21 protein-coding genes and 1 pseudogene are annotated in these 20,449 nt (G+C 71.5%); 8 read left to right on the forward strand and 14 right to left on the reverse strand.

What is annotated here, in order from left to right:
• The first annotated feature begins 11 nt into the window (after positions 1–11).
• Both ACH45E_RS33525 and ACH45E_RS33530 read left to right on the forward strand, forming a co-directional pair.
• Positions 12–1,325: a GH1 family beta-glucosidase gene (locus ACH45E_RS33525; protein ID WP_361450931.1), complete on the forward strand. Its 1,314-nt coding sequence runs from the start codon at positions 12–14 to the stop codon at positions 1,323–1,325.
• Complete coding sequence (locus ACH45E_RS33530; RefSeq protein WP_361450933.1) at positions 1,322–2,575, forward strand: MFS transporter; 1,254 nt, start codon at positions 1,322–1,324, stop codon at positions 2,573–2,575. The genes ACH45E_RS33525 and ACH45E_RS33530 overlap by 4 nt, the downstream gene beginning before the upstream one ends.
• Positions 2,576–2,591: 16 nt before the next feature.
• Here ACH45E_RS33530 and ACH45E_RS33535 read toward each other — a convergent pair whose 3' ends face one another.
• Positions 2,592–3,446: an NAD-dependent epimerase/dehydratase family protein gene (locus ACH45E_RS33535; protein ID WP_361450936.1), complete on the reverse strand. Its 855-nt coding sequence runs from the start codon at positions 3,444–3,446 to the stop codon at positions 2,592–2,594.
• Positions 3,447–3,581: 135 nt separating this feature from the next.
• Here ACH45E_RS33535 and ACH45E_RS33540 point away from each other — a divergent pair, with 135 nt between their 5' ends.
• Complete coding sequence (locus ACH45E_RS33540; protein ID WP_361450939.1) at positions 3,582–4,448, forward strand: helix-turn-helix transcriptional regulator; 867 nt, start codon at positions 3,582–3,584, stop codon at positions 4,446–4,448.
• 6 nt (positions 4,449–4,454) lie between these two features.
• Here ACH45E_RS33540 and ACH45E_RS33545 read toward each other — a convergent pair whose 3' ends face one another.
• A complete protein-coding gene (locus ACH45E_RS33545) occupies positions 4,455–5,021 on the reverse strand; it encodes a GNAT family N-acetyltransferase (protein ID WP_361450942.1) in 567 nt (188 codons plus the stop codon).
• A gap of 195 nt (positions 5,022–5,216) precedes the next feature.
• On the opposite strand from ACH45E_RS33545, the gene ACH45E_RS33550 reads away from it, so the two are divergent.
• Positions 5,217–5,723, forward strand: a complete 507-nt coding sequence (locus ACH45E_RS33550; RefSeq protein ID WP_361450946.1) for a GNAT family N-acetyltransferase — start codon at positions 5,217–5,219, stop codon at positions 5,721–5,723.
• Positions 5,720–5,869 (forward strand): annotated as a pseudogene (locus ACH45E_RS33555) (XRE family transcriptional regulator); the annotation flags it as partial. The gene ACH45E_RS33550 and the pseudogene ACH45E_RS33555, both read left to right, overlap by 4 nt.
• Positions 5,870–5,999: 130 nt before the next feature.
• Here the strand turns inward: ACH45E_RS33555 and era are convergent.
• Positions 6,000–6,953, reverse strand: coding sequence for a GTPase Era (gene era, locus ACH45E_RS33560; RefSeq protein WP_361450949.1), 954 nt, complete (start codon positions 6,951–6,953; stop codon positions 6,000–6,002).
• A 174-nt stretch (positions 6,954–7,127) separates the two neighbouring features.
• On the opposite strand from era, the gene ACH45E_RS33565 reads away from it, so the two are divergent.
• Together ACH45E_RS33565 and ACH45E_RS33570 are read left to right on the forward strand one after the other, a co-directional pair.
• On the forward strand, positions 7,128–8,456 hold the full coding sequence (locus ACH45E_RS33565) for an ammonium transporter (protein WP_361450952.1): 1,329 nt from the start codon (positions 7,128–7,130) through the stop codon (positions 8,454–8,456).
• Positions 8,453–8,791, forward strand: a complete 339-nt coding sequence (locus ACH45E_RS33570; protein WP_361450955.1) for a P-II family nitrogen regulator — start codon at positions 8,453–8,455, stop codon at positions 8,789–8,791. Before ACH45E_RS33565 ends, ACH45E_RS33570 begins: the two co-directional genes overlap by 4 nt.
• Here ACH45E_RS33570 and ACH45E_RS33575 read toward each other — a convergent pair.
• The 11 genes from ACH45E_RS33575 to ACH45E_RS33625 all read right to left on the reverse strand — a co-directional run bounded on the left by ACH45E_RS33575 (position 8,685) and on the right by ACH45E_RS33625 (position 19,440).
• Positions 8,685–9,746: a WxL protein peptidoglycan domain-containing protein gene (locus ACH45E_RS33575; RefSeq protein WP_361450958.1), complete on the reverse strand. Its 1,062-nt coding sequence runs from the start codon at positions 9,744–9,746 to the stop codon at positions 8,685–8,687. The two genes, ACH45E_RS33570 and ACH45E_RS33575, sit on opposite strands and share 107 nt — an antisense overlap.
• Positions 9,747–9,844: 98 nt before the next feature.
• Positions 9,845–11,173 carry a beta-xylosidase gene (locus tag ACH45E_RS33580; RefSeq protein ID WP_361450961.1) on the reverse strand — a complete coding sequence of 443 codons (1,329 nt, stop codon included), beginning with the start codon at positions 11,171–11,173 and terminating at the stop codon, positions 9,845–9,847.
• A gap of 179 nt (positions 11,174–11,352) precedes the next feature.
• Complete coding sequence (locus ACH45E_RS33585; RefSeq protein WP_361450968.1) at positions 11,353–11,826, reverse strand: hypothetical protein; 474 nt, start codon at positions 11,824–11,826, stop codon at positions 11,353–11,355.
• A gap of 281 nt (positions 11,827–12,107) precedes the next feature.
• Positions 12,108–12,461 carry a cytidine deaminase gene (locus tag ACH45E_RS33590; RefSeq protein ID WP_361450971.1) on the reverse strand — a complete coding sequence of 118 codons (354 nt, stop codon included), beginning with the start codon at positions 12,459–12,461 and terminating at the stop codon, positions 12,108–12,110.
• Positions 12,462–12,478: 17 nt separating this feature from the next.
• Complete coding sequence (locus tag ACH45E_RS33595; protein ID WP_361450974.1) at positions 12,479–12,838, reverse strand: MmcQ/YjbR family DNA-binding protein; 360 nt, start codon at positions 12,836–12,838, stop codon at positions 12,479–12,481.
• Positions 12,835–14,148 (reverse strand): hemolysin family protein, encoded by a 1,314-nt coding sequence (locus tag ACH45E_RS33600; protein WP_361450977.1) that lies wholly within the window; start codon positions 14,146–14,148, stop codon positions 12,835–12,837. The genes ACH45E_RS33595 and ACH45E_RS33600 overlap by 4 nt, the downstream gene beginning before the upstream one ends.
• Positions 14,149–14,157: 9 nt before the next feature.
• Positions 14,158–14,655, reverse strand: a complete 498-nt coding sequence (ybeY, locus tag ACH45E_RS33605; RefSeq protein ID WP_361450980.1) for an rRNA maturation RNase YbeY — start codon at positions 14,653–14,655, stop codon at positions 14,158–14,160.
• A gap of 14 nt (positions 14,656–14,669) precedes the next feature.
• The gene (locus tag ACH45E_RS33610) at positions 14,670–15,740 is read right to left on the reverse strand and encodes a PhoH family protein (protein WP_361450983.1); all 1,071 of its coding nucleotides are present in this window, start codon (positions 15,738–15,740) and stop codon (positions 14,670–14,672) included.
• A 230-nt stretch (positions 15,741–15,970) separates the two neighbouring features.
• Entirely contained in the window at positions 15,971–17,122 is a 1,152-nt protein-coding gene (locus ACH45E_RS33615) for a carbohydrate kinase family protein (RefSeq protein ID WP_399042093.1), read from the reverse strand.
• Positions 17,123–17,215: 93 nt separating this feature from the next.
• Positions 17,216–18,505 (reverse strand): glucarate dehydratase family protein, encoded by a 1,290-nt coding sequence (locus ACH45E_RS33620; protein WP_361450986.1) that lies wholly within the window; start codon positions 18,503–18,505, stop codon positions 17,216–17,218.
• Entirely contained in the window at positions 18,502–19,440 is a 939-nt protein-coding gene (locus ACH45E_RS33625) for a 5-dehydro-4-deoxyglucarate dehydratase (protein WP_361450989.1), read from the reverse strand. Before ACH45E_RS33625 ends, ACH45E_RS33620 begins: the two co-directional genes overlap by 4 nt.
• Before the next feature lie 95 nt (positions 19,441–19,535).
• Here ACH45E_RS33625 and ACH45E_RS33630 point away from each other — a divergent pair, with 95 nt between their 5' ends.
• Positions 19,536–20,315 carry an IclR family transcriptional regulator gene (locus tag ACH45E_RS33630; protein ID WP_361450992.1) on the forward strand — a complete coding sequence of 260 codons (780 nt, stop codon included), beginning with the start codon at positions 19,536–19,538 and terminating at the stop codon, positions 20,313–20,315.
• Positions 20,316–20,449: the final 134 nt, after the last annotated feature.

Below are 20,449 nucleotides of genomic sequence, written 5' to 3' on the forward strand. Positions count from 1 at the left end.
TGATCGCGCCCATGGCGACTGATGCAGGCAACCCGATCCCCCGGTTCCCGGCCGGCTTCCTGTGGGGCGTGTCGACCTCGGCCCACCAGATCGAGGGGGCCGCGGGCGAGCGCGAGCCCTCGGTGTGGGACGCGTTCACGGCCGGGCCGGGGCGGGTGAAGGACGGCTCCACGGCGGACGTGGCCTGCGACCACTACCACCGCTACCGGGAGGACGTGGCGCTCCTGGCCGGCCTGGGCGTGGACGCGTACCGCTTCTCGATCTCCTGGCCCCGGGTGAACTCCCCCGGTGGCCTGGACTTCTACGACCGTCTGGTCGACGAGCTGTGCGCGGCGGGCGTACGGCCCGTCCCCACCCTCTTCCACTGGGACCTGCCGGCCACGCTGGACTGGCTGGAGCGGGACACGGCGTCCCGGTTCGCCGAGTACGTGTCGCTGGTGGCCGAGCGGCTCGGTGACCGCGTGACGAAATGGATCACCCTCAACGAGCCCGCCGAACACACCCTGCTGGGGCATGCGTTGGGCGTCCACGCCCCCGGGAAGCAGCTGCTGTTCGACGCCCTGCCGGTGGCCCACCACCAGCTCCTGGCCCACGGTCTGGCGGTACGGGCCCTGCGCGCGGCCGGCGCGAGCGACATCGGCATCGCCAACTCGCACGGGCCGACCTGGCCGGCGTCGAAGGAGAGCGCCGACGTGGAGGCGGCGGACTTCTACGACGTCCTGCTGAACCGGCTCTTCGCGGAACCGCTGATCCTGGGTGAGTACCCGGCCGGGCTCGGCGAGTTGATGCCCGGCGATGTCGCCGCGGACCTGAAGGTCATCTCGGAGCCGATCGACTGGTACGGCGTCAACTACTACGCCCCGACGAGGGTGGGCGCCCCGCAGGGCACCGAGATCGAGTTCGGCGGCATCACCATGCCCGCCGAACTACCCTTCTCCGTACAGGACATCGAGGGCCGCCCGGTCACGGACTTCGGCTGGCCGGTCGTCCCGGAGGGGCTGACGGAGCTGCTGACGGGCTTCCGCGACCGCTACGGCGACCGTCTCCCGCCGATCGTCATCACCGAGAACGGCTGCTCGTACGAGGGCCTCGACGACCAGGACCGGATCGCCTACCTGGACGGCCATGTACGGGCGCTGCACGAGGCGTTGGAGGCCGGGGTGGACGTGCGCGGCTACTTCGTCTGGTCGCTGCTGGACAACTTCGAGTGGGCGGAAGGGTACGCGCGCCGCTTCGGACTGGTCCACGTGGACTTCTCGACGCTGGAGCGCACCCCGAAGGCTTCGTACGGCTGGTTCCAGGAGCTGCTGCGGGCGCAGAGATGAGAGCCGTCCGCCCGCCGGGCGCGCTCACCGAGCCCGTCGAACGGGTCGGCCGGGGCTGGACGGCGTCCCTCTCGCTCGCCAACGGGGCGATCTGGGTGGGCTGGTACGGCCCCCTGCAGATCCTGCTCGCCTCGCAGGCGGGGGACTTCGCGCCCGGCTCCGGCATGTCGAAGGAGACGATGCTGGCCTGGGTGACGGGCGCCGGCGCGGTGGTGTCGCTGGTGGCGAACCCGCTCTTCGGCGCGCTGTCCGACCGTACGACGTCCCGCCGGGGCCGCCGCACGCCGTGGATCGTGGCCGGGACGGCGGGCGGCGCGCTGTCCCTGCTCCTCCTCGCGGGCGCGGGCGGGATGGCCACGATGACGCTGGGCTGGTGCCTGGTCCAGCTGACGCTGAACGCGGCCTTCGCCGCGGTGACGGCGGCCGTCCCCGACCGGGTGCCCCGGCTCCAGCGGGGCTCGGTCGGCGGCTGGCTGGGGGCGGCGCAGATCCTGGGCGTGGTCGGCGGGACGGGACTGGCGACGGCCGCCGGGGGCGTCGGGGCGGGCTACGCGGCCTGTGCGGTGTTCACGGCGGTGGGCGTGCTGCCGTACGTGTGGCGCCACGAGGATCTGCGGCTGGCCGCCGAGGACCGCCCGCCGTGGTCCTGGCGCGGCTTCCTCGCGGGTTTCTGGCTGAGTCCACGCCGGTATCCAGACCTGGGCTGGGCGTGGCTGACCCGCTTCCTGATGAACCTCAGCAACGCGCTGGTGCTGCTGTACCTCCTCTACTACCTGCGCGACCGCCTCCACTACCACGACCCCGACCAGGGCGTGCTGATCCTGACCGCGGTGAACGGGGTCACCCTGCTGGCCACCGTCGTGGTCGGCGGGGTGTGGTCGGACCGGGTGGGCCGGCGCAAGCCGTTCGTGGTGTGGTCGGGCGTGCTGATGGCGGTGGCGACGGCGGCGCTGGCGGGCTGGCAGACCTGGCCCGGCGCGATCGTGGCGGCGGCGGTCCTGGGCATCGGCTTCGGCGTGTTCACCTCGGTCGACTTCGCGCTGATGACGGACGTCCTGCCGAAGGCGCTGGACCGGGGCAAGGACCTGGGCGTGATCAACGTCGCCAACGCCCTCCCGCAGGTCGCGGCACCCGCCCTCGCCGCGCCGATCGTGACGTACCTGGGCGGCTACCGGGTGCTGTACCTGGTGGCGGCCGTGATCGGGCTGGCGGGGGCGGTGCTGGTGGACCGGATCAGAGGGGTGGAGTAAGGGGAGGTGACGGTCGTCAGAGGACGCCGGCGTCCCGGGCCGTCCACACGCTCGGATAGATGGGCCGGAAGCCGAGTTCGCGGCGGATCCGCTGGTTGGACATGATCCCGAACCACGGGTCGGGGTCCGTGAGCCGGTGGAGCCCGGCGGGCACCTCGACCCCGCCCAGCCGGTACAGCTCGACCGTAGTGACAGGGGCGTCGTCGGCGATGTTGTAGATCCGGCCCGCTATGCCCGGCGCGTACAGCAGACGCATCAGGCCCTGGGCGACGTCCGCGTGATGGGCCATCTGCAGGCGCTGGTGCGGGGCCCAGTTCTTCGCCCAGTGCAGGGAGTCGGCGAGGTGCGGGTCGCCCTCGCCGTAGACGAAGGGGAGCCGTCCGACCCGTACGTCCAGGCCCTCCAGCGCGAGCAGTTCACGCTCGGCCTCGGCCTTGGACTCGGCGTAGGCGCCCCACATCTGGCCGCCGGGCCGGCTCTCGTCCTCCTCGGTCAGCGGGCGGCCCCGTCCGACGCCGTACACGTTGCCCGTGCTGACCTGCACGAACCTCTCCACACCGGAGGCCTGCGCGGCGCGGCCCAGGGCCACCGCCGCGTCCCGGTTGACAGCCCACGCCTCCTCGTCGGGCACCCCGCGGAAGGAGGCGGCGACGTTCACGACCGCGTCCACCCCGGCGAGCGCCTTGCCGAGCGTCTCCTCGTCCCGCATGTCCCCCACGGCCACCTGGGCGCCCAGCTCCGCGAAGGGCTCGCCGCGGGCCGCGTCCCGCACCAGGACCCGTACCTGCTCGCCCGGCTGCCGCTGGGCCAGCAGCCTCGGCACGAAGCGCCGCCCGACCTGTCCCGTCGTCCCGGTCACCAAAGTCAGCATGATGTGCTCCTCACGCACTCTGTCGCTGTCGACGGTGACCAGCCTCGGCGGACGGGACCGCGGGCGGGAGAGACCGCCGCATCAGGGGATCGGCAGTCCCTGGATAAGCCGGACGGCCTCCCGCACCCTGGAGAGGTGAACCGAGCCGAACTCGCCGACTTCCTGCGCCGTGGCCGGGCCCGCCTGGACCCCTCCGACGTGGGCCTCACGGCCGGCGCCCGCCGCCGTACGCCGGGGCTGCGCCGCGAGGAGGTGGCGTCCCTGGCCGGCATGTCGGCCGACTACTACACCCGCCTGGAGCAGTCCCGCGGCCCCCGCCCCTCCCGCCAGATGCTCACCGCGCTGGCCCGCGCCCTGCGCCTCACGGAGGACGAACGCGACCACCTCTTCCACCTCACCGGCGAGGAACCGCCGCGCAGGGAGGCGACGAGCACCCACGTCCGCCCCGGCCTCCTCCTGGTCCTGGACCGGCTGCACGACACCCCGGCGCTGGTGGTGACCGACTGCGGCGAGGTCCTGGCCCAGAACGCGATGTCGCGGGCGCTGAGCGGGGACGCCCTCGCCCGCCCGCCCCGCGAGCGCAACATGCTCCGCCGCTTCTTCCTGGACCCGGCGGCCCAGGACCTCTTCCCGCCCGAGGACCGCCCGGAGCGGGCCCGCGAGCAGGTGGCGAGCCTGCGCGCGGTGGCGGCGGCCCGCCCCACGGACCCGGAGCCCGCTGCCCTGGTCGCCGAACTACGGGCCGGGAGCGCGGAGTTCGCCCGCCTCTGGGACGAACACGAGGTGGCCGTCCGCCGCACCTCGACCAAACGGTTCCGCCACCCCACGATCGGCGTCCTCGAACTCGACTGCGAGGTCCTCGTCAACTCCGACCACAACCAGCGACTCGTCATCCACACGGCCCGCCCGGGCACGGAGTCGTACGAACGGTTGCGGTTGCTACGGGTGGTGGGCCTCCAGGACATGACCCCGACGGGCGGCCCCGGCTCGTCCGGCGCTTGAGGCCGTTCAGCTCTCCCACTCGGAGGCGAGCATCGCGAAGACGTACTCGCTGCCCCAACGGTCTCCGTCGAGGTCGTTGTCGACCAGATGGGCCTCGCGGCGCATTCCAAGACGCTCGCACACGCGTACCGAGCCGGTGTTGAGGACATCGAGTCGGGCGAAGACCCTGTGGACACCCAACTGGCTGAAGGCCAGCGAGACAAGGGCGCGCGCCGCTTCGGTGGCATAGCCCCGTCCGGCGCACTGGGGGTTGAAGATCCAGCCGATCTCGGCCTGGCGGGCGCGCGCACTCCTGAGGGTGAGGACCACCTCGCCGACGACGCCTGGCCCGTCCGCCCGGCACACGGCCAGCAGGAGCGCATCACCGTCGGCCCGCCAGGGAGTCCCGCCGGCTCGCTCGGCGATGGACCGGGCACAGCCCTCGCGGGTGAGCGGCGGCCGGTAGAGGTAGCGCGCGACCTCTGGCAGGGACTGGTACGAGTACCGATCGTCGGTGTCACCCGATGCGAACAACCGCAGGACCAGCCGTTCGGTAGCGATACTCGCCGGGACGTACTGTGAGCCGCCGGTCATCGAACCCCCCATGTCATGCCACTGACCCGCCCGGACAGACTAGGGGGTGTTGGCCCTCGTGTGGCCGCCGGCATCGGGTGAGCGGCGGACGGGCCGGTCGGTGCCGGCCCTCTGCCACGCAGCCACCGCCGGTGGACCGCCGTCACCGGACGCTTGATCGGTGGCGCCATCCGGCGCGCCGTGGAGAATGCGTCCATGCACATCCGAGCCGTGCGCCTGGACGAACTGCCCGTCCTTCAGGACATCGAGAGGGCCGCCGGGCAGTGCTTCCGAGATGTCGGCATGCCGGAGATCGCCGAGGACGAGCCACTCCCGCTCGGTGAGCTCGCCCGCCACCACCACACGGGGCTGGCCTGGACCATGGTCGACGACACCGACGCCCCGGTCGCCTACCTGATCGCCGACCGCGTCGACGGCAACCTCCACGTCGAGCAGGTCTCGGTGCATCCGGACAGCGCACGTCGCGGTGTCGGCCGGTTGCTGCTGGACCATCTGGCGGCCCACGCCAGGAGCGAGGGGGCGCCCGCTCTGACCCTCACCACGTTCACCCATGTCCCCTGGAACGCCCCCTACTACGCGCGCTGCGGCTTTCAGCTCATGGACGACAACAGGCTCACTCCCGGTCTACGGAAGATCCGCGAGAGCGAAGCGGCACACGGCCTGGACCGATGGCCGCGGGCCTGCATGCACCGGGCACTGTGACACCACGGTGCCGGGCGCGACTGGTCGGCCACGACTCGCCCCTGCTGCACCTGCGAAAGTTCGGTGATAGCGGCATGTTCGCTCGATTCGCCGACCACGCTGAGGAATTGTGGTCTAGGAACGTGCCGATAACGCCTGAAGCCTAGGAACGCAAAAAAAAGCGCCCCTCTCAACCCGTCAGGGTCGAGAGGGGCCTGATGCGCCACGGCCGTCACAAGGGCCCGGGTTGGCCAACAGTGCCACCGGACGGGCAGGGGCGGGGGGCGGGAAAGCCCCTCAGAAGCCCAGGCGCCGCAACTGCTTCGGGTCCCGCTGCCAGTCCTTGGCGACCTTCACGTGGAGGTCGAGGAAGACCGGCGTGCCCAGCAGTGCCTCGATGTGCTTGCGGGACTTGATGCCGACCTCCTTCAGCCGCTTGCCCTTGGGGCCGATGATGATCCCCTTCTGGCTGGGCCGCTCGATGTAGAGGTTGGCGTGGATGTCGAGGAGAGGACGGTCCGCGGGCCGGTCCTCGCGGGGCAGCATCTCCTCCACGACCACCGCGATGGAGTGCGGCAGCTCGTCGCGGACACCCTCCAGCGCGGCCTCGCGGATGAGTTCCGCGATCATGACCTGCTCGGGCTCGTCCGTGAGGTCGCCCTCGGGGTAGAGCGCCGGGCCCTCGGGGAGCAGCGGGACCAGGAGGTCCGCCAGCAGATCCACCTGCTTCCCGCCCGTCGCCGACACCGGGACGATCTCCGCCCACTCGAAGCCCAGCTCCTTGCCGAGCTGGTCGATGGCGATCAGCTGCTCGGCGAGGGACTTGGAGTCGACCAGGTCGGTCTTGGTGACGATGGCGACCTTCGGGGTCTTGCGGATCCCGGCCAGCTCCTTGGCGATGAAGCGGTCGCCGGGGCCGATCTTCTCGTTCGCGGGCAGGCAGAAGCCGATCACGTCGACCTCGGCCCAGGTCGTGCGGACCACGTCGTTCAGGCGCTCACCGAGCAGCGTGCGCGGCTTGTGGAGGCCCGGGGTGTCCACCAGGATGAGCTGCGCGTCCGGCCGGTGCACGATGCCGCGTACCGTGTGCCGGGTCGTCTGCGGCTGGTTCGCGGTGATCGCGACCTTCTGCCCGACGAGAGCGTTCGTGAGGGTGGACTTGCCCGCGTTGGGGCGGCCCACGAAGCAGGCGAAGCCGGCGCGGTGGACGGGGCCGCCCGACTCTTCGGATGACTGGGTACGAACGCTCATGGCGTTCATTGTCCCTGATCCACAGGGGCCCGCCGTACCACGGGGGACCACCGGTTCTCCCCGTGAGCTTCCGGAAACCCACCCGCAACGAAACGTCACGGAAACACACCCGTACGCAACCGGAAACGCACGCCGGTGACGCTCTGACGAGCCCCCACACCGTTGGAGACACCCGTGACCCTCGCCGCAGCACACGCCGCAGCGCACGTCGACACCGGCGACACCGCCTGGCTGCTCGCCGCCACCGCCCTCGTCCTGCTGATGACCCCGGGCCTCGCCCTCTTCTACGGCGGCATGGTCCGCACGAAGAGCGTCCTCAACATGCTGATGATGAGCTTCGTGTCGATCGCCCTGGTGACGGTGGTGTGGCTGGCGGGGGGTTACTCGCTCGCCTTCGGCGGCGACATCGGCGGCGGGCTCCTCGGCGGGCTCGACCACGCCGGAATGGCCGGTCTCGGCCCGGACAGCGTGCAGGGGACCGTGCCCACCCTGCTCTTCGCCACCTTCCAGCTCACCTTCGCGATCGTCACGGCCGCCCTGGTCAGCGGCGCGATCGCCGACCGGGCGAAATTCTCCGCGTGGCTGGTCTTCGTCCCCGTGTGGACGCTGCTCGTATACGTTCCCGTCGCCCACTGGGTGTGGGGCCCGGGCGGCTGGATCCTGCACGGTCTCGGCGCGCTCGACTTCGCGGGCGGTCTGCCGGTGGAGATCACCTCGGGCGCCTCCGGACTGGCGCTGTGCCTGGTCCTCGGGCCGCGGCTCGGGTTCAAGAAGGACGCCATGCGGCCGCACAACCTCCCCATGGTCGTCCTCGGCGCCGGCCTGCTCTGGTTCGGCTGGTTCGGGTTCAACGCGGGCTCCGCGCTCGGCGCGAACGGCCTGGCCGCCGCGGCCTTCCTCAACACCCTCGCCGCCGGCTGCACCGGCCTGCTCGGCTGGCTCTTCGTCGAGCAGAAGCGCGACGGCCACCCCACCACCCTGGGCGCGGCCTCCGGTGCCGTGGCCGGTCTGGTCGCCATCACCCCCTCCTGCGGCTCCGTCTCCCTGCTGGGCGCCCTGGTGGTCGGCCTCGCCGCCGGCGCCCTGTGCAGTTACGCCGTGAGCTGGAAGTTCAAGCTGAACTACGACGACTCCCTCGACGTCGTCGGCGTCCACCTGGTCGGCGGAATCGTCGGCACCCTGCTCATCGGCCTCTTCGCAGAGAAGGCGATGACCGGCGGCGCGGAGGGCCTCTTCTACGGCGGGGGCGTCACCCAGCTCGGCAAGCAGCTGCTCGCCGTCGTGGTCGTCGCCGTGTACGCGTTCGGGGTGACGTACGGCATCGGCAAGCTGCTCGACAAGGCGATGGGCTTCCGGGCGAGCGAGGAGCAGGAGTACACCGGCCTGGACCTTACGGTGCACGCCGAGACGGCTTACGATCACGGGGTCCTGGGCCACGGCGCCCCGGTGTCCTCGTCCGTCCCCACCGTCCACCAGCCACAGAAGGTCGACACCCAGGCATGAAGCTCATCACCGCCGTCGTCAAGCCGTACCGCCTCGACGAGGTCAAGACCGCCCTCCAGGAGCTCGGTGTGCACGGCCTGACCGTGACCGAGGCCAGTGGGTACGGCCGGCAGCGCGGCCACACCGAGGTGTACCGCGGCGCCGAGTACCGGGTCGACCTGGTGCCCAAGGTCCGTATCGAGGTGGTCGTCGAGGACGCCGCCGCGGACGACGTGATCGACGCGATCGTCAGGGCCGCGCAGACGGGGAAGATCGGGGACGGGAAGGTGTGGGCTCTGCCGGTGGAGACGGTCGTACGGGTACGGACGGGCGAGCGCGGCCCCGACGCGCTCTGAGCAGGGCTCCGGCCGCCACCCCGGCGGCGAACACCACCGCCACCACCAGCCACGGCAGCGCGAAGAAGGAGGCGCTCGCGGACTCGCGGGTGCCGGTGGCGCTGGCCGTCAGGGTCACGTCACCCCAGTCGAACTGGGGCGCGCCCCGCCAGGGCTCGCTGAGCCGTACCCGCTGTCCCGGCAGCAGCTCGGAGGGGATCTTCGTCAGGTCTCGGGTCAGCAGCGTGCGGCCGAACATGCCCGTCGCCTTCAGCTCCACCTTCGGGTCGAGGGTGACGTTGCCGGTGTTGTGCAGGGTGTAGGAGACGGTCGCCGTGCTGTCGCCGAGGCCGGGGACGAGCGGCTGGTGGTGGGTGACGCGGACGTTCTCGACGGCTACGGCCGGCAGCGTGGGCCCGCCGACCCGCAGGTAGACGCGGGCGCCGACGGCCCGTTGCAGACCCAGCGCGAGGGAGCCGCCGCCCTTGGCGGGCCCCTTTTCGACGCGCTCGTCCAGTGCCACGATCGCGCCCGGGTGGTCGCCCGGTTCGGCGCCCTTGGGCACGCGCAGCGTGAAGGGGACGGTGACCTTCTTGTGGCCGGGGACGGTGACCCGGGACTTCGCGGGCCGCGCCCAGGCGCCGACGCCCCGCATCCGCTCCTTGACCGTGCGCACGGCGAAGCCGCCGTCGCGGGCGGTGTTGTAGGCGTCGGCCGCGTACAGCCGGAAGGTCAGGGGCTCGCCGGTCTTGTTGGCGACGACCACCTTGTCGGTGATGGTCTGGCCGGGGTCGGCGGAGAGGTAGAAGTACGGCCGGGCGGCGATGCGGGAGGAGACGGGGTAGACGGACCAGCTGCCGTTGTCGGCGGCGTGCGCGGGGACCGTCCCGGCGGCCAGGAACAGGCCGAGGAGCAGGCTGAGGAGCAGGCCCGGGAGCAGGCCTCGGCGCAGGAGGAGGACGTACGGCTTGCGCATGGGTGCGGACCCCCACAGGCGTGAGTCGGGTCGGCGGTCGGGCGGGTGCGGTCCCGGTGCGGTCGGGCGCCCGGCCACCGGCGAGGTGACGCGTACGCTCAGCTGAGCGTGAGGGTGAGGACGCCGGAGTACGCGCCCGGAGGCGTGAACGCCGGTACGTCCAGGGAGAGTCCGGCATCGACGGTGAACTCACCGCCGGTGAGCGTACCGTCGGGGGTCGACGCCAGGGTCGCTCCCGAGGTGCCCACCGTGCCCGCCGAACCGGCCTTGCAGGTGCTCGGGCTGCCCGCCTTGGTGGCGCAGGCGGGGGTCCAGCTGAGCTTTCCGGCATCGATCTTGGCGCCGGGACCGGTGAAGTCGGTGACCTTGCCGGTCAGGGACCAGCCCGCGGGGCCGCCGCGGAAGTCCTTGACGGTCACCGTGTTGAGGGATCCCGTCGACGCCCCGCCCTGGCCGAAGTCGACCGCCGACAGCGAGACGGCGTCCCCGGCCTGGGACATGGACAGCGTCCCCGCCTTCACGGTCGTCGTCAGCTTCTGGCTGCCGGCGGGTACGGGCGTGGTGTCGTTCACGACGTAGGAGGCGGGCGGGGCGCCCTTCTCCGAGCTCCAGGAGGAGCCCTCGTACGCCACGATCCCGGTCGTCGTCTTGTCGTTGACGGCGAGCGAGCCGCTGAAGGAACCGTCGGCGCCGGCGGTCACGGTCGCGGTGTCCCCGGTCTGGGTGTTCCCGGCGCGTCCGGCCAGGGTGACGGTCGCGCCCGCCGTGAAGCCGGTGCCGTTGACGGTGACGCTGTCACCGGGGTTCCCGGAGGCCGAACCCAGGGTGATGGCACGGCTGTTGACCGGGGTCGAGTCCGTCGCGGTGACGGTCTCGGAGACCGGCGCGGGCGGGTTGGTCACCGTGCACGGGGTGTCCAGCTCCATGATGTAGCTGGTGTGGATGTTGTAGTCGCCGGGCGAGAGCTTGATCGCGCCGGGTGAGGTGACCTTGAACGTGCCGGTCATGGAGAACGACGGGAAGACGCCCTTGCCGGGCACCGGGTCGTTCTTCTTCGGCCCCGCCACCGTCACGTCCCCGGTCTGCGCGCCGCTGAGGGCGACCTTGCCGGTCGGGGTCATGATGTCGGCGGGCAGGGCCAGTTCGGTGGGGTTGTTGGCGGCCGGGGTGACCACGGTGTACGTCACGGTGACCGTGTCGCCGACCTTGGGGCTGGTCTTGTCCACCGAGATGTTCGCGGTGGTGGTGCCGTCGATCGGCGGGAGGCCCGCGATGGCGGGCGGGATGCAGTGCGTCGCGAAGTCCACGTTGGTGCCCGTCGCGCCCGCGGGGCAGGCCAGCGCCCCGCCCGCGGTGACCGCGACCGTCGTCACCGCGAGCAGCGACGCCCAGCGACGCCGGCGCGGTCTTCGGAGTGTCGGACCCATGCTTGCCCCCTCCTGAGGGATGCGGGCGCAGCGGCTCGGCTGCGCCGACAGGGGGCCATTGATGAGGAGGCAGCGTGAGAAGTCAATGCAGATGCCGCAGAAAGCTGACGGATCATCAGTTCTGCGGCATCCGGAGCAGATCACTCAGCGCGAGCGCTCAGTACGAGCGCTCAGGGCACTCAGAACACGAACGGGCCGGGCACCTGCTTCGCGGTCGAGGTACAGGTGACCGTGATCCCGAAGATGGTCATCTGGAGCGAACCGCCGAAGAACTCCAGGCTGTCCCCGGAGGCGACGGTGCCGCTGAGCGGACCGACGGTGACGGGGGACCCGGCGGCCATGGCCGGATTCTTCGTCCCGGTGAAGACGGTGGTGCCGCCGCTGGCCTTCACCATGGTGAGCTTGGACGTGATCGAGTCCTTCGCCAGCGCGAGCGGTGTCGTGATGGCGGTGGACGTGAGGGTGATGGTGGCCGAGGTGCCGCTCTGCGTGGCGGTGAGCGTGGCCGCCCCGCCGCCGAACAGCCCGCAACTGGCGTTGATCGTCGCCGACGTCGGAGTGACGGCGGCCGCGGAGGGCGCGAAGGCCAGACCGGTGACCGCGAGGGCCCCGACCAGCATGGCCGCACCCGTACTTGCGCGCTTGCCTCTCATGGGCATGAACTTCCTTCCCGTCGCCTGTGCATACGCGTCGACGGGCCGTCGGTCTCGGCAGGTGGGTGCGGTCAACTGCACGACGGCTCATATCTGACGGTCCGTCGGAAGTGACGAGTCTCATTGATGCGCGGCGGGCAAGCGCTTGCAAGGTTGAATTCCGGCCATTCACTTTTCAGTGCGGGCCGGGCTGATAACGGAGAGCCGCGCCTCCCAGCCCACTCGCACGGGTGGTGGGTGGGCATAGGCCCGGGGGTCTGGGGGCGGAGCCCCCAGGGGCCTCAGCCCGCCGCGACGGTCAGCCGGACCGTTCCGTCGGGCGCAGCCACCAGCACCGGCGTCCCCGCCCCGCCAAGGTCCCGAACAGCGGCGAGGTCCTCCCCGGAAACCGCTTCGGCCTCCGTCACCACAGCCGCCGCCTCCAGGGACTTCGCCCCGGACGCCACCGCCATCGCGACCGCGGTCCGCAGGGCGCTCAGCCGGAGGGAGTCGAGGGCCACGGTGCCGGCGACGTACGTGCGGCCGGTCTCGTCACGTACCGCCGCGCCCTCCGGGACACCGTTGCGGGCCCGGGCGGAGCGGGCCAGGGTGACGATCTTGCGGTCCTCGGGGTCGAGCGCGCTGCTGTCGGTCATGCCCTGAGCATACGGAGTCAGGGACGGTCGAGGCGGAGCCGGTCGGCGCGCGGGAGTCCGGCGACGACCAGGTCGTACGAGTCCTCGATGAGCTCCCGGACCAGGCGGTCGGGGAGCTCGCCCTCGACGGTGACGGTGTTCCAGTGGCGCTTGTTCATGTGGTAGCCGGGCGCGATCAGCCCCTCGTGCTCGCTCCGGAGGCGCACCGCGTCCTCGGGGTCGCACTTGAGGTTGACCTTCAGGGGCCGGTCGTCCAGCCAGCTCAGCGCGAACATCTTGCCGAGCACCTTGAAGACCGAGATCTCCGGGTTGAACGGGAAGTCCTCCACCGCCGCGTTGAACGACAGGCAGAAGGCACGCAGCTCCTTGGGGGTCACTCCGGCTTCGTCTCCTCGTCCTCGCCTGGCGGGTCCGACGGAGCGACCGGCTCCACCAGCACCGTCACGATCTTGTTCCGCCGCCCGGCCGCGGCCTCCGCCGTCAGGCGCAGTCTGCGTCCGTCAGGGAGTTCGACCTCGGAGGAAGCCCCGGCGATGGGTACCCGGCCGAGTGCCTTGGCCAGCAGGCCGCCGACGGTCTCCACGTCCTCGTCGTCGTACTCCTCCAGGCCGTAGAGCTCGCCGAGGTCGGTGATGTCGAGGCGGGCGGTGACCCGGTGGCGGCCGTCGCCGAGGTCCTCGACGGGCGGGAGCTCACGGTCGTACTCGTCGGTGATCTCGCCGACGATCTCCTCGAGGATGTCCTCGATGGTGACGATGCCCGCGGTGCCGCCGTACTCGTCGATGGCGACGGCGACGTGGTTGCGCTGCTTCTGCATGTCGCGCAGCAGATCGCCGGCGTTCTTGGTGTCGGGCACGAAGAACGCGGGCCGCATCGCCGTGGACACCAGCTCGTTCTCCGTGTCGCGGCTGATGTGCGTCTTGCGGACCAGGTCCTTCAGGTACACGATCCCGACGATGTCGTCCTCGTTCTCGCCGGCGACGGGGATGCGGGAGAAGCCGGACCTGAGGGCCAGGGTGAGGGCCTGGCGGATGGTCTTGTAGCGCTCGATGACGACCAGGTCGGTCCGGGGGACCATGACCTCGCGGACCAGGGTGTCGCCGAGCTCGAAGACGGAGTGCACCATGCGGCGCTCGTCGTCCTCGATCAGGGACTCCTGCTCGGCGAGGTCGACCAGCGCGCGCAGCTCCGCCTCGGAGGCGAAGGGGCCGCGGCGGAAGCCCTTGCCGGGGGTGAGCGCGTTGCCGATGAGGATCAGCAGATACGGGATCGGGCCCATGATCCGCGCCAGCGGCAGCAGGACGTACGCCGCCGCCGTCGCCGTGTTCAGCGGGTGCTGGCGGCCGATGGTGCGCGGGGAGACGCCGACGGCGACGTACGACACCAGGACCATGACGCCGATCGCGACGAGCAGGGCCTGGGCGGTGCCGTGGATCTCCTTCAGGCAGGCGTACGTGACCAGCGCCGCGGCCGCCATCTCGCAGGCGACGCGGACCAGCAGGGCCACGTTGAGGTAGCGGGTGGGGTCGGCGGCGATCTGGGCCAGCTTGGCGCTGCCGCGCCGCCCGGATTTCACCGCCTCCTCCGCCCGGAAGCTGGAGACCCGGGCGAGGCCCGCCTCCGCGCAGGCGGCGAGCCAGGCCACGACGACCAGGGCGATCGCGCCGATGACGATCTGAGGACTCATGGGCCGCGCTTACGAGACCGTCGGCGCCGGGGACGGCCCGGTCATGCCCTGCTCGGCGCGCCAGCCGTCCACGATCGCGGCCTGGAGCCCGAACATCTCGGCCTTCTCGTCGGGTTCCTCGTGGTCGTACCCGAGCAGGTGCAGTACGCCGTGGACGGTGAGCAGCTGGAGCTCCTCGTCCATGGAGTGCTGCGTGGCCGCCTCCGCGCCCTGCTTGGCGGCGACCTCCGGGCAGAGCACGATGTCGCCGAGGAGCCCCTGCGGGGGCTCCTCGTCGTCCTTGCCCGGCGGCCGGAGCTCGTCCATGGGGAAGGACATGACATCGGTCGGCCCGGGCAGGTCCATCCACTGGATGTGCAGCTGCTCCATGGCGTCGGCGTCCACGACGATCACCGACAGCTCGGAGAGCGGGTGGATGCGCATCCGAGCGAGCGCGTAGCGGGCGATGTCGAGGATCGCCTGCTCGTCGACCTCGGTTCCGGACTCGTTGTTGACGTCGATCGACATGGTGCGGTGCTTGTCTACTTCCCCTTGTGCCCGGCCTTGCCCCGGACGCCCTTGTGCGTGCCGTTCTCCGTGCCGTGCTTGCTGTCGTACTCCTCGTACGCGTCGACGATACGGCCCACCAGCTTGTGCCGTACGACATCGTGGGACGACAGCCGGGAGAAGTGGACGTCGTCGAGCCCCTCCAGGATCTCCTGCACCTGCCTGAGACCGGACTTCGTGCCGTTCGGCAGGTCGACCTGCGTCACGTCACCCGTGATCACGATCTTCGAGTCGAAACCGAGGCGGGTGAGGAACATCTTCATCTGCTCGGGGCTCGTGTTCTGGGCCTCGTCCAGGATGATGAAGGCGTCGTTGAGCGTGCGACCGCGCATGTAGGCGAGCGGCGCGACCTCGATGGTCCCGGCGGCCATCAGCCGGGGGATCGAGTCCGGGTCCAGCATGTCGTGCAGCGCGTCGTAGAGCGGGCGCAGGTAGGGGTCGATCTTCTCGTAGAGCGTGCCGGGCAGGAAGCCCAGACGCTCGCCGGCCTCGACCGCCGGGCGGGTCAGGATGATGCGGTTGACCTGCTTGGACTGCAGGGCCTGGACCGCCTTGGCCATGGCCAGGTAGGTCTTGCCGGTGCCGGCGGGGCCGATGCCGAAGACGATGGTGTGCTTGTCGATGGCGTCGACGTACCGCTTCTGGTTCAGCGTCTTGGGGCGGATCGTGCGGCCGCGCGAGGACAGGATGTTCTGCGTCAGTACCTGGGCCGGGGTCTCCTGCCCGTCGCTCGTCCCTGCCTCGCTCGCCTTCAGCATGGCGATCGAGCGTTCCACTGCATCCTCCGTCATCGGCTGCCCGGTGCGGAGCACCAGCATCATCTCGTCGAACACGCGCTGGATGAGGGCGACTTCCGCCGGGTCGCCGACCGCGCTGATCTCATTGCCCCGGACGTGGATGTCGGCCGCCGGGAAGGCCTTCTCGATCACGCGCAGCAGGGAGTCGCCTGACCCCAGCACGGTGACCATGGGGTGCTGGGCGGGGACGGTGATCTGTGCTTTCGCCTGCTCCTGCGCGGGGGTGCGAGCTGTGGGTGTCTGAGTCATGGGCCGGCGCTGAAGGCCTGCGGTTCCTCCTCGTCACGGCCGCGTAGCTGAGGGCGGCCTCGCGCTATCAAGAGTACGACGGAGGGCTGACAAGACCGTAGGATTTTTCTCCGGAGCCGGTTTCCGCACCGCCGCCGGAGGCTGCCGCCCCAGACCCCCGCTTCGGCCCTGAACGGGCCTCGTCCTCAAACGCCGGACGGGCTGCATGATGCTGACCGGCACCGGAACCGTCACGCCGACCGGCCGAACCCGATCGTCGGCACCGCCCTGCGCCGGGGCCACGCGGTGAGCGGTTCCCGGGGGGCCAGGCCGGCCAGGAAGGCGTACCGGCGCAGGGCGGCGGGGTCCTGGCCGGGTACCGACTGGACCTGTTGCCACCAGGCGCCGATCTCCGCCCAGCCCGGGGCGGACAGGGAGCCGCCGAATTCCTGGACCGACAGTGCGGCGGTCAGGCCGGCGAAGGCGAGGCGGTCGGCGAGGGGCCAGCCTGCCAGGGAGCCGGTGACGAAACCGGCGACGAAGACGTCTCCGGCGCCGGTGGGGTCGAGGGCCTCGACGGCGATGGCGGGCACCTCGGCGCTCTCGCCGGTGCGCCGGTCCACGGCGTAGGCGCCGTCCGCGCCGAGGGTGACCACGGCCACCGGTACGTACTCGCAGAGGGCGTGGGCCGCCGCGCGCGGGCAGTCGGCGCCCGTGTAGCGCATGGCTTCCTCGGCGTTCGGCAGGAACGCCTCGCAGTGCTCCAGGTCGGCCAGTCCGGTCAGGTCCCAGGCGCCGGTGTCGTCCCAGCCGACGTCGGCGAAGATCCGGGTGCCCTCGCTCGCCGCCTGCGCGATCCAGTGCGCCCTGCGGCCCGGGACCAGGGAGGCGACGGCCGCCCGCGCGCGGGGCGGGCAGTCGGGGGCGGGCTCCTCGGGGGGCGGTTCGTGGCCGTGGGAGACCATCGTGCGCTCGCCCTCGTAGGCCATGGAGACGGTCACCGGGGAGTGCCAGCCGGGGACGGTGCGGGAGGTGGAGAGGTCGATGCCCTCGCCCTGTTCGAGCGCGTCCCAGCAGTACTCGCCGTAGTGGTCGTCCCCGAAGGCCGCCGCGAGCGAGGTCCGCAGGCCCAGGCGGGCGAGTGCCGTGGCCATGTTGGCGACGCCGCCGGGGCTGGAGCCCATCCCGCGTGCCCAGGACTCGGTGCCGCGCACCGGGGCGGTGTCGAGCCCGGTGAAGACGATGTCCAGGAAGACGGTGCCGGTGAGGTAGACGTCCCAGGGCGGGTCGGCCGACGAGCGCACGGCGGCGAGCGGGTCGACGTGGGCGTGGGCGTGCGGGGCCTCTCCGAGGTGCTCCCGTTCCTCTCCGGCGAATCCGGCAAACGCGTTGGACGCGGTCACGATGGCGCTCCCTGTGGTGCGGATCTGGCCAGTGTGCACCACTTCGCCCACCCGGCGGGGGCGTGCCGCCGGGTGGGCGATGACCTCGGGGTCCTACCAGCGCGGCACGGGCGGCGTGGTCCACCCCGGTTCGGCGACGCGCATCGCCGCCGCGTCGTCGCGGTCCCGCAGCGAGCCGTCGTCGTCCGCCCAGCGGCGGTGCAGGAACGCCAGCTTGTCCCGGTCGAGTTCCACGCCGAGCCCGGGTGCGTCCGGCACGGTGACCCGGCCGCCGGTGAAGGTCAGCCGCTCGGTGAGCACGTCCTCCGACTGCCAGGGGTAGTGCGAGTCGCAGGCGTGGTGGAGGTTCGGGACGGTGGACGCGACGTGGGTCATCGCGGCCAGGCTGATCCCCAGGTGGGTGTTGGAGTGCATGGACACCCCGACGCCGAAGGTCCGGCAGATCGCGGCGAGCTGCTGGGTGTTGCGCAGGCCGCCCCAGTAGTGGTGGTCGGACAGGACGACCTGGACGGCGTCCTTCGTGAACGCCTCCTTGATCTCGGCGAAGGTCGTCACGCACATGTTGGTGGCCAGCGGCACGTCGGTCCCGGCGGACACCTCGGCCATGGCGGGGGTGCCGAGCGCCGGGTCCTCCAGGTACTCCAGGACGTCCCCGAGCTCCTTCGCCACCTTCAGCGAGGTCTCCACGGACCAGGCGCCGTTGGGGTCGAGCCGCAGCGGGTGGCCCGGGAACGCCTCGGCCAGCGCCCGTACGGCCGCGATCTCCTCGTCCGGCGGGAAGACGCCGCCCTTGAGCTTGAAGGAGGTGAACCCGTACCGCTCCACGAACTTCCGGGCCTGCTCGACGACTCCGGCCGGGTCGACGGCGGCACCCCAGTCGTCCTGCTCCGCCGTGACCCCCTCGGGGTGAGCGGCCCACTTGTAGAACAGGTACGCGCTGTACTCGACCGTGTCCCGCAGCTTGCCGCCGAGCAGCGCGTGCACCGGCAGGCCGAGGGCCTTGCCGAGGGCGTCGAGGCAGGCGACCTCGAAGCCGGAGACGACGGACAGCCGCAGCTTGTCGGCGGTCTGCACCCCGCGCAGCCCGCCGACGTCGACCTGGCCGGAGACCCGGGAGGCGTCCACGGAGACCTCGTCCGCGAGGGTGAACAGGCCGTTCAGATCGCTGACCGGCCGGCCGATCAGCCGGTCCGCGAACGGGCGGGCGAGTTCCAGGTACTTGGTGTCGCCGTACGTCTCGCCGACGCCCGTGATCCCGTCGGCCGTCACGACCTCCACGATGAGCCGGGGCGTGTACGGCTGGTGCACGCCCTGCGTGTTGAGCAGGGGCGGGTCGGCGACCAGGATCGGGGTCAGCCGTACGTCCGTGATGGCGAGGTTCACAGGGTGGCTCCTACGAGGTCGAGTCCGGCAGTGAGCAGGGTCTTCAGGTCGGCCAGGTCGGCGGCCGACGGGTCGGTGAGCGGGGCGCGCACGGGACCCACCGGGCGGCCGCGCAGCCGGGCCGCCGCCTTCACCAGCGACACGGCGTAGCCGGGCACCCGGTCGCGGAGTTCGACGAGCGGGACGTAGAAGTCGCGCAGCAGTTTGTCGGCGGTGCCGTCGTCGCCGTCCCGCAGCGCGGCGAAGAAGGCGTTCGCGATCTCGGGGGCGAAGGCGTGCACCGCGGAGGAGTAGGCGGGGACGCCGACGGTGGCGTAGGCGCGGGCCTGGATCTCGGCGGTGGCGGCCCCGTTGAAGAACAGGAACCCCCCGGGGGCGGCGAGGGTGAGGCGCTGGAGGCGGTCGAGGTCGCTGTGGCCGTCCTTGAGGCCGATGACGCCGGGGATCGCCGTGATCCGCCGGAAGGCGTCCGCACCGAAGGCGACCTGGCCGCGCTGGTAGGCGATGAGCGGCAGCCGGGTGCGGGCCGCGATGTGTTCGAGCTGGGCGACCAGTCCGTCCTGCGGGGCGGCGACGAGGTAGTGCGGCAGGACGAGGAGCGCGTCGGCGCCGGCCTCCTCGGCGATGCGGGCGAACCGTACGGCCTGCGCCCAGCCGTATCCGACGCCGGCCACGACGGGCACCCGGCCCGCCGCCTCCTGGACCGCGATGGAGACGACCTGGCGGTACTCGTCCTCGTCCAGCGAGAAGAACTCGCCCGTGCCGCAGGCGGGGAAGACGGCCCCGGGGGCGGTGGCGATCTGCGCCGCGACATGGGCGCGGAAGCCGTCGGGGTCGAGGGAGCCGTCCGCGTGGAAGCTCGTCAGCGGGAACGACAGCACACCGTTCGCCATCCCGGTCCGCAGCCGGTCCGTAGCGCCGTTCACCTTGAGCATCTCCCCATGTAGACGTCATCCATGTACGTAGATGAAGATTAGATACGCGAACGGCGGCCGTCAATGACCCGTCCCGCCCCGATTACGATCGGCCCATGGAGACAGGGGGCGTCCGCGAGGTGAAGTCCGCGGCGCGGACGGTCGAGCTGCTGGAAGTGCTCGCCGCGCGCGGCGACCGTCCGGCGCGGCTTCAGGAGCTGGCGGACGAGCTCGGCGTGCCGCGCAGTTCGATGTACGCGCTGCTGCAGACCCTCATCGGCAGGGGCTGGGTACGCACGGACGTGACCGGCTCCCTGTACGGCATCGGCATCCACGCGCTGCTCACCGGCACCGGCTACCTGGACTCCGACCCGCGGGTGCGCGCCGTACGCCCCTGCCTCGACGAGGCGTCCGAGACGCTCGGCGAGACCATCCACCTGGGGCGGCTGGACGGCCGGGACGTCGCGTACCTGGCGACGCGGGAGTCGCACGAATACCCGCGGACCATCAGCCGGGTGGGGCGGCGACTGCCCGCGCACGCCGGCGCGCTCGGCAAGGCGCTGCTCGCGGAGCGCCCGGACGCCGAGCTGCCCGAGGGGCCGTACGAGGCGCTGACCCCCAACTCCCGCACCACCCGGGAGTCCTTGGCGGCCGACCTCGCCGAGACCCGGGCCCGCGGCTACTCGGTCGACCGCGAGGAGGGCGTCCTCGGCATCGTCGGTTTCGGCTTCGCCCTGCGCTACGACTCCCCCGCCCAGGACGCGATCAGCTGCTCGGTGCCGGTGGCGCGGCTGACGCCCGGTCACGAGGAGCGGATCGTGGCGGTGATGCGGGAGATCAGGGCGAAGATCGAGACGGTGGGGCCCGCGGCGGGTGGAGCGGTGAACTGGCGGTAACCGCTCGACGAAAGCGGCCTTGCCTACCCGACTCCGCCAGCCCCAAACACAATATGACCTAGATCACGTTCCCCAGGGGCTCTTCGCGCTTCTTCCGCAACCGCGTGCTTGATACAACTTGCTCGCGCGTTCCT

The organism is Streptomyces sp. NPDC020299, assembly GCF_044387825.1.
Lineage (GTDB): Bacteria > Actinomycetota > Actinomycetes > Streptomycetales > Streptomycetaceae > Streptomyces.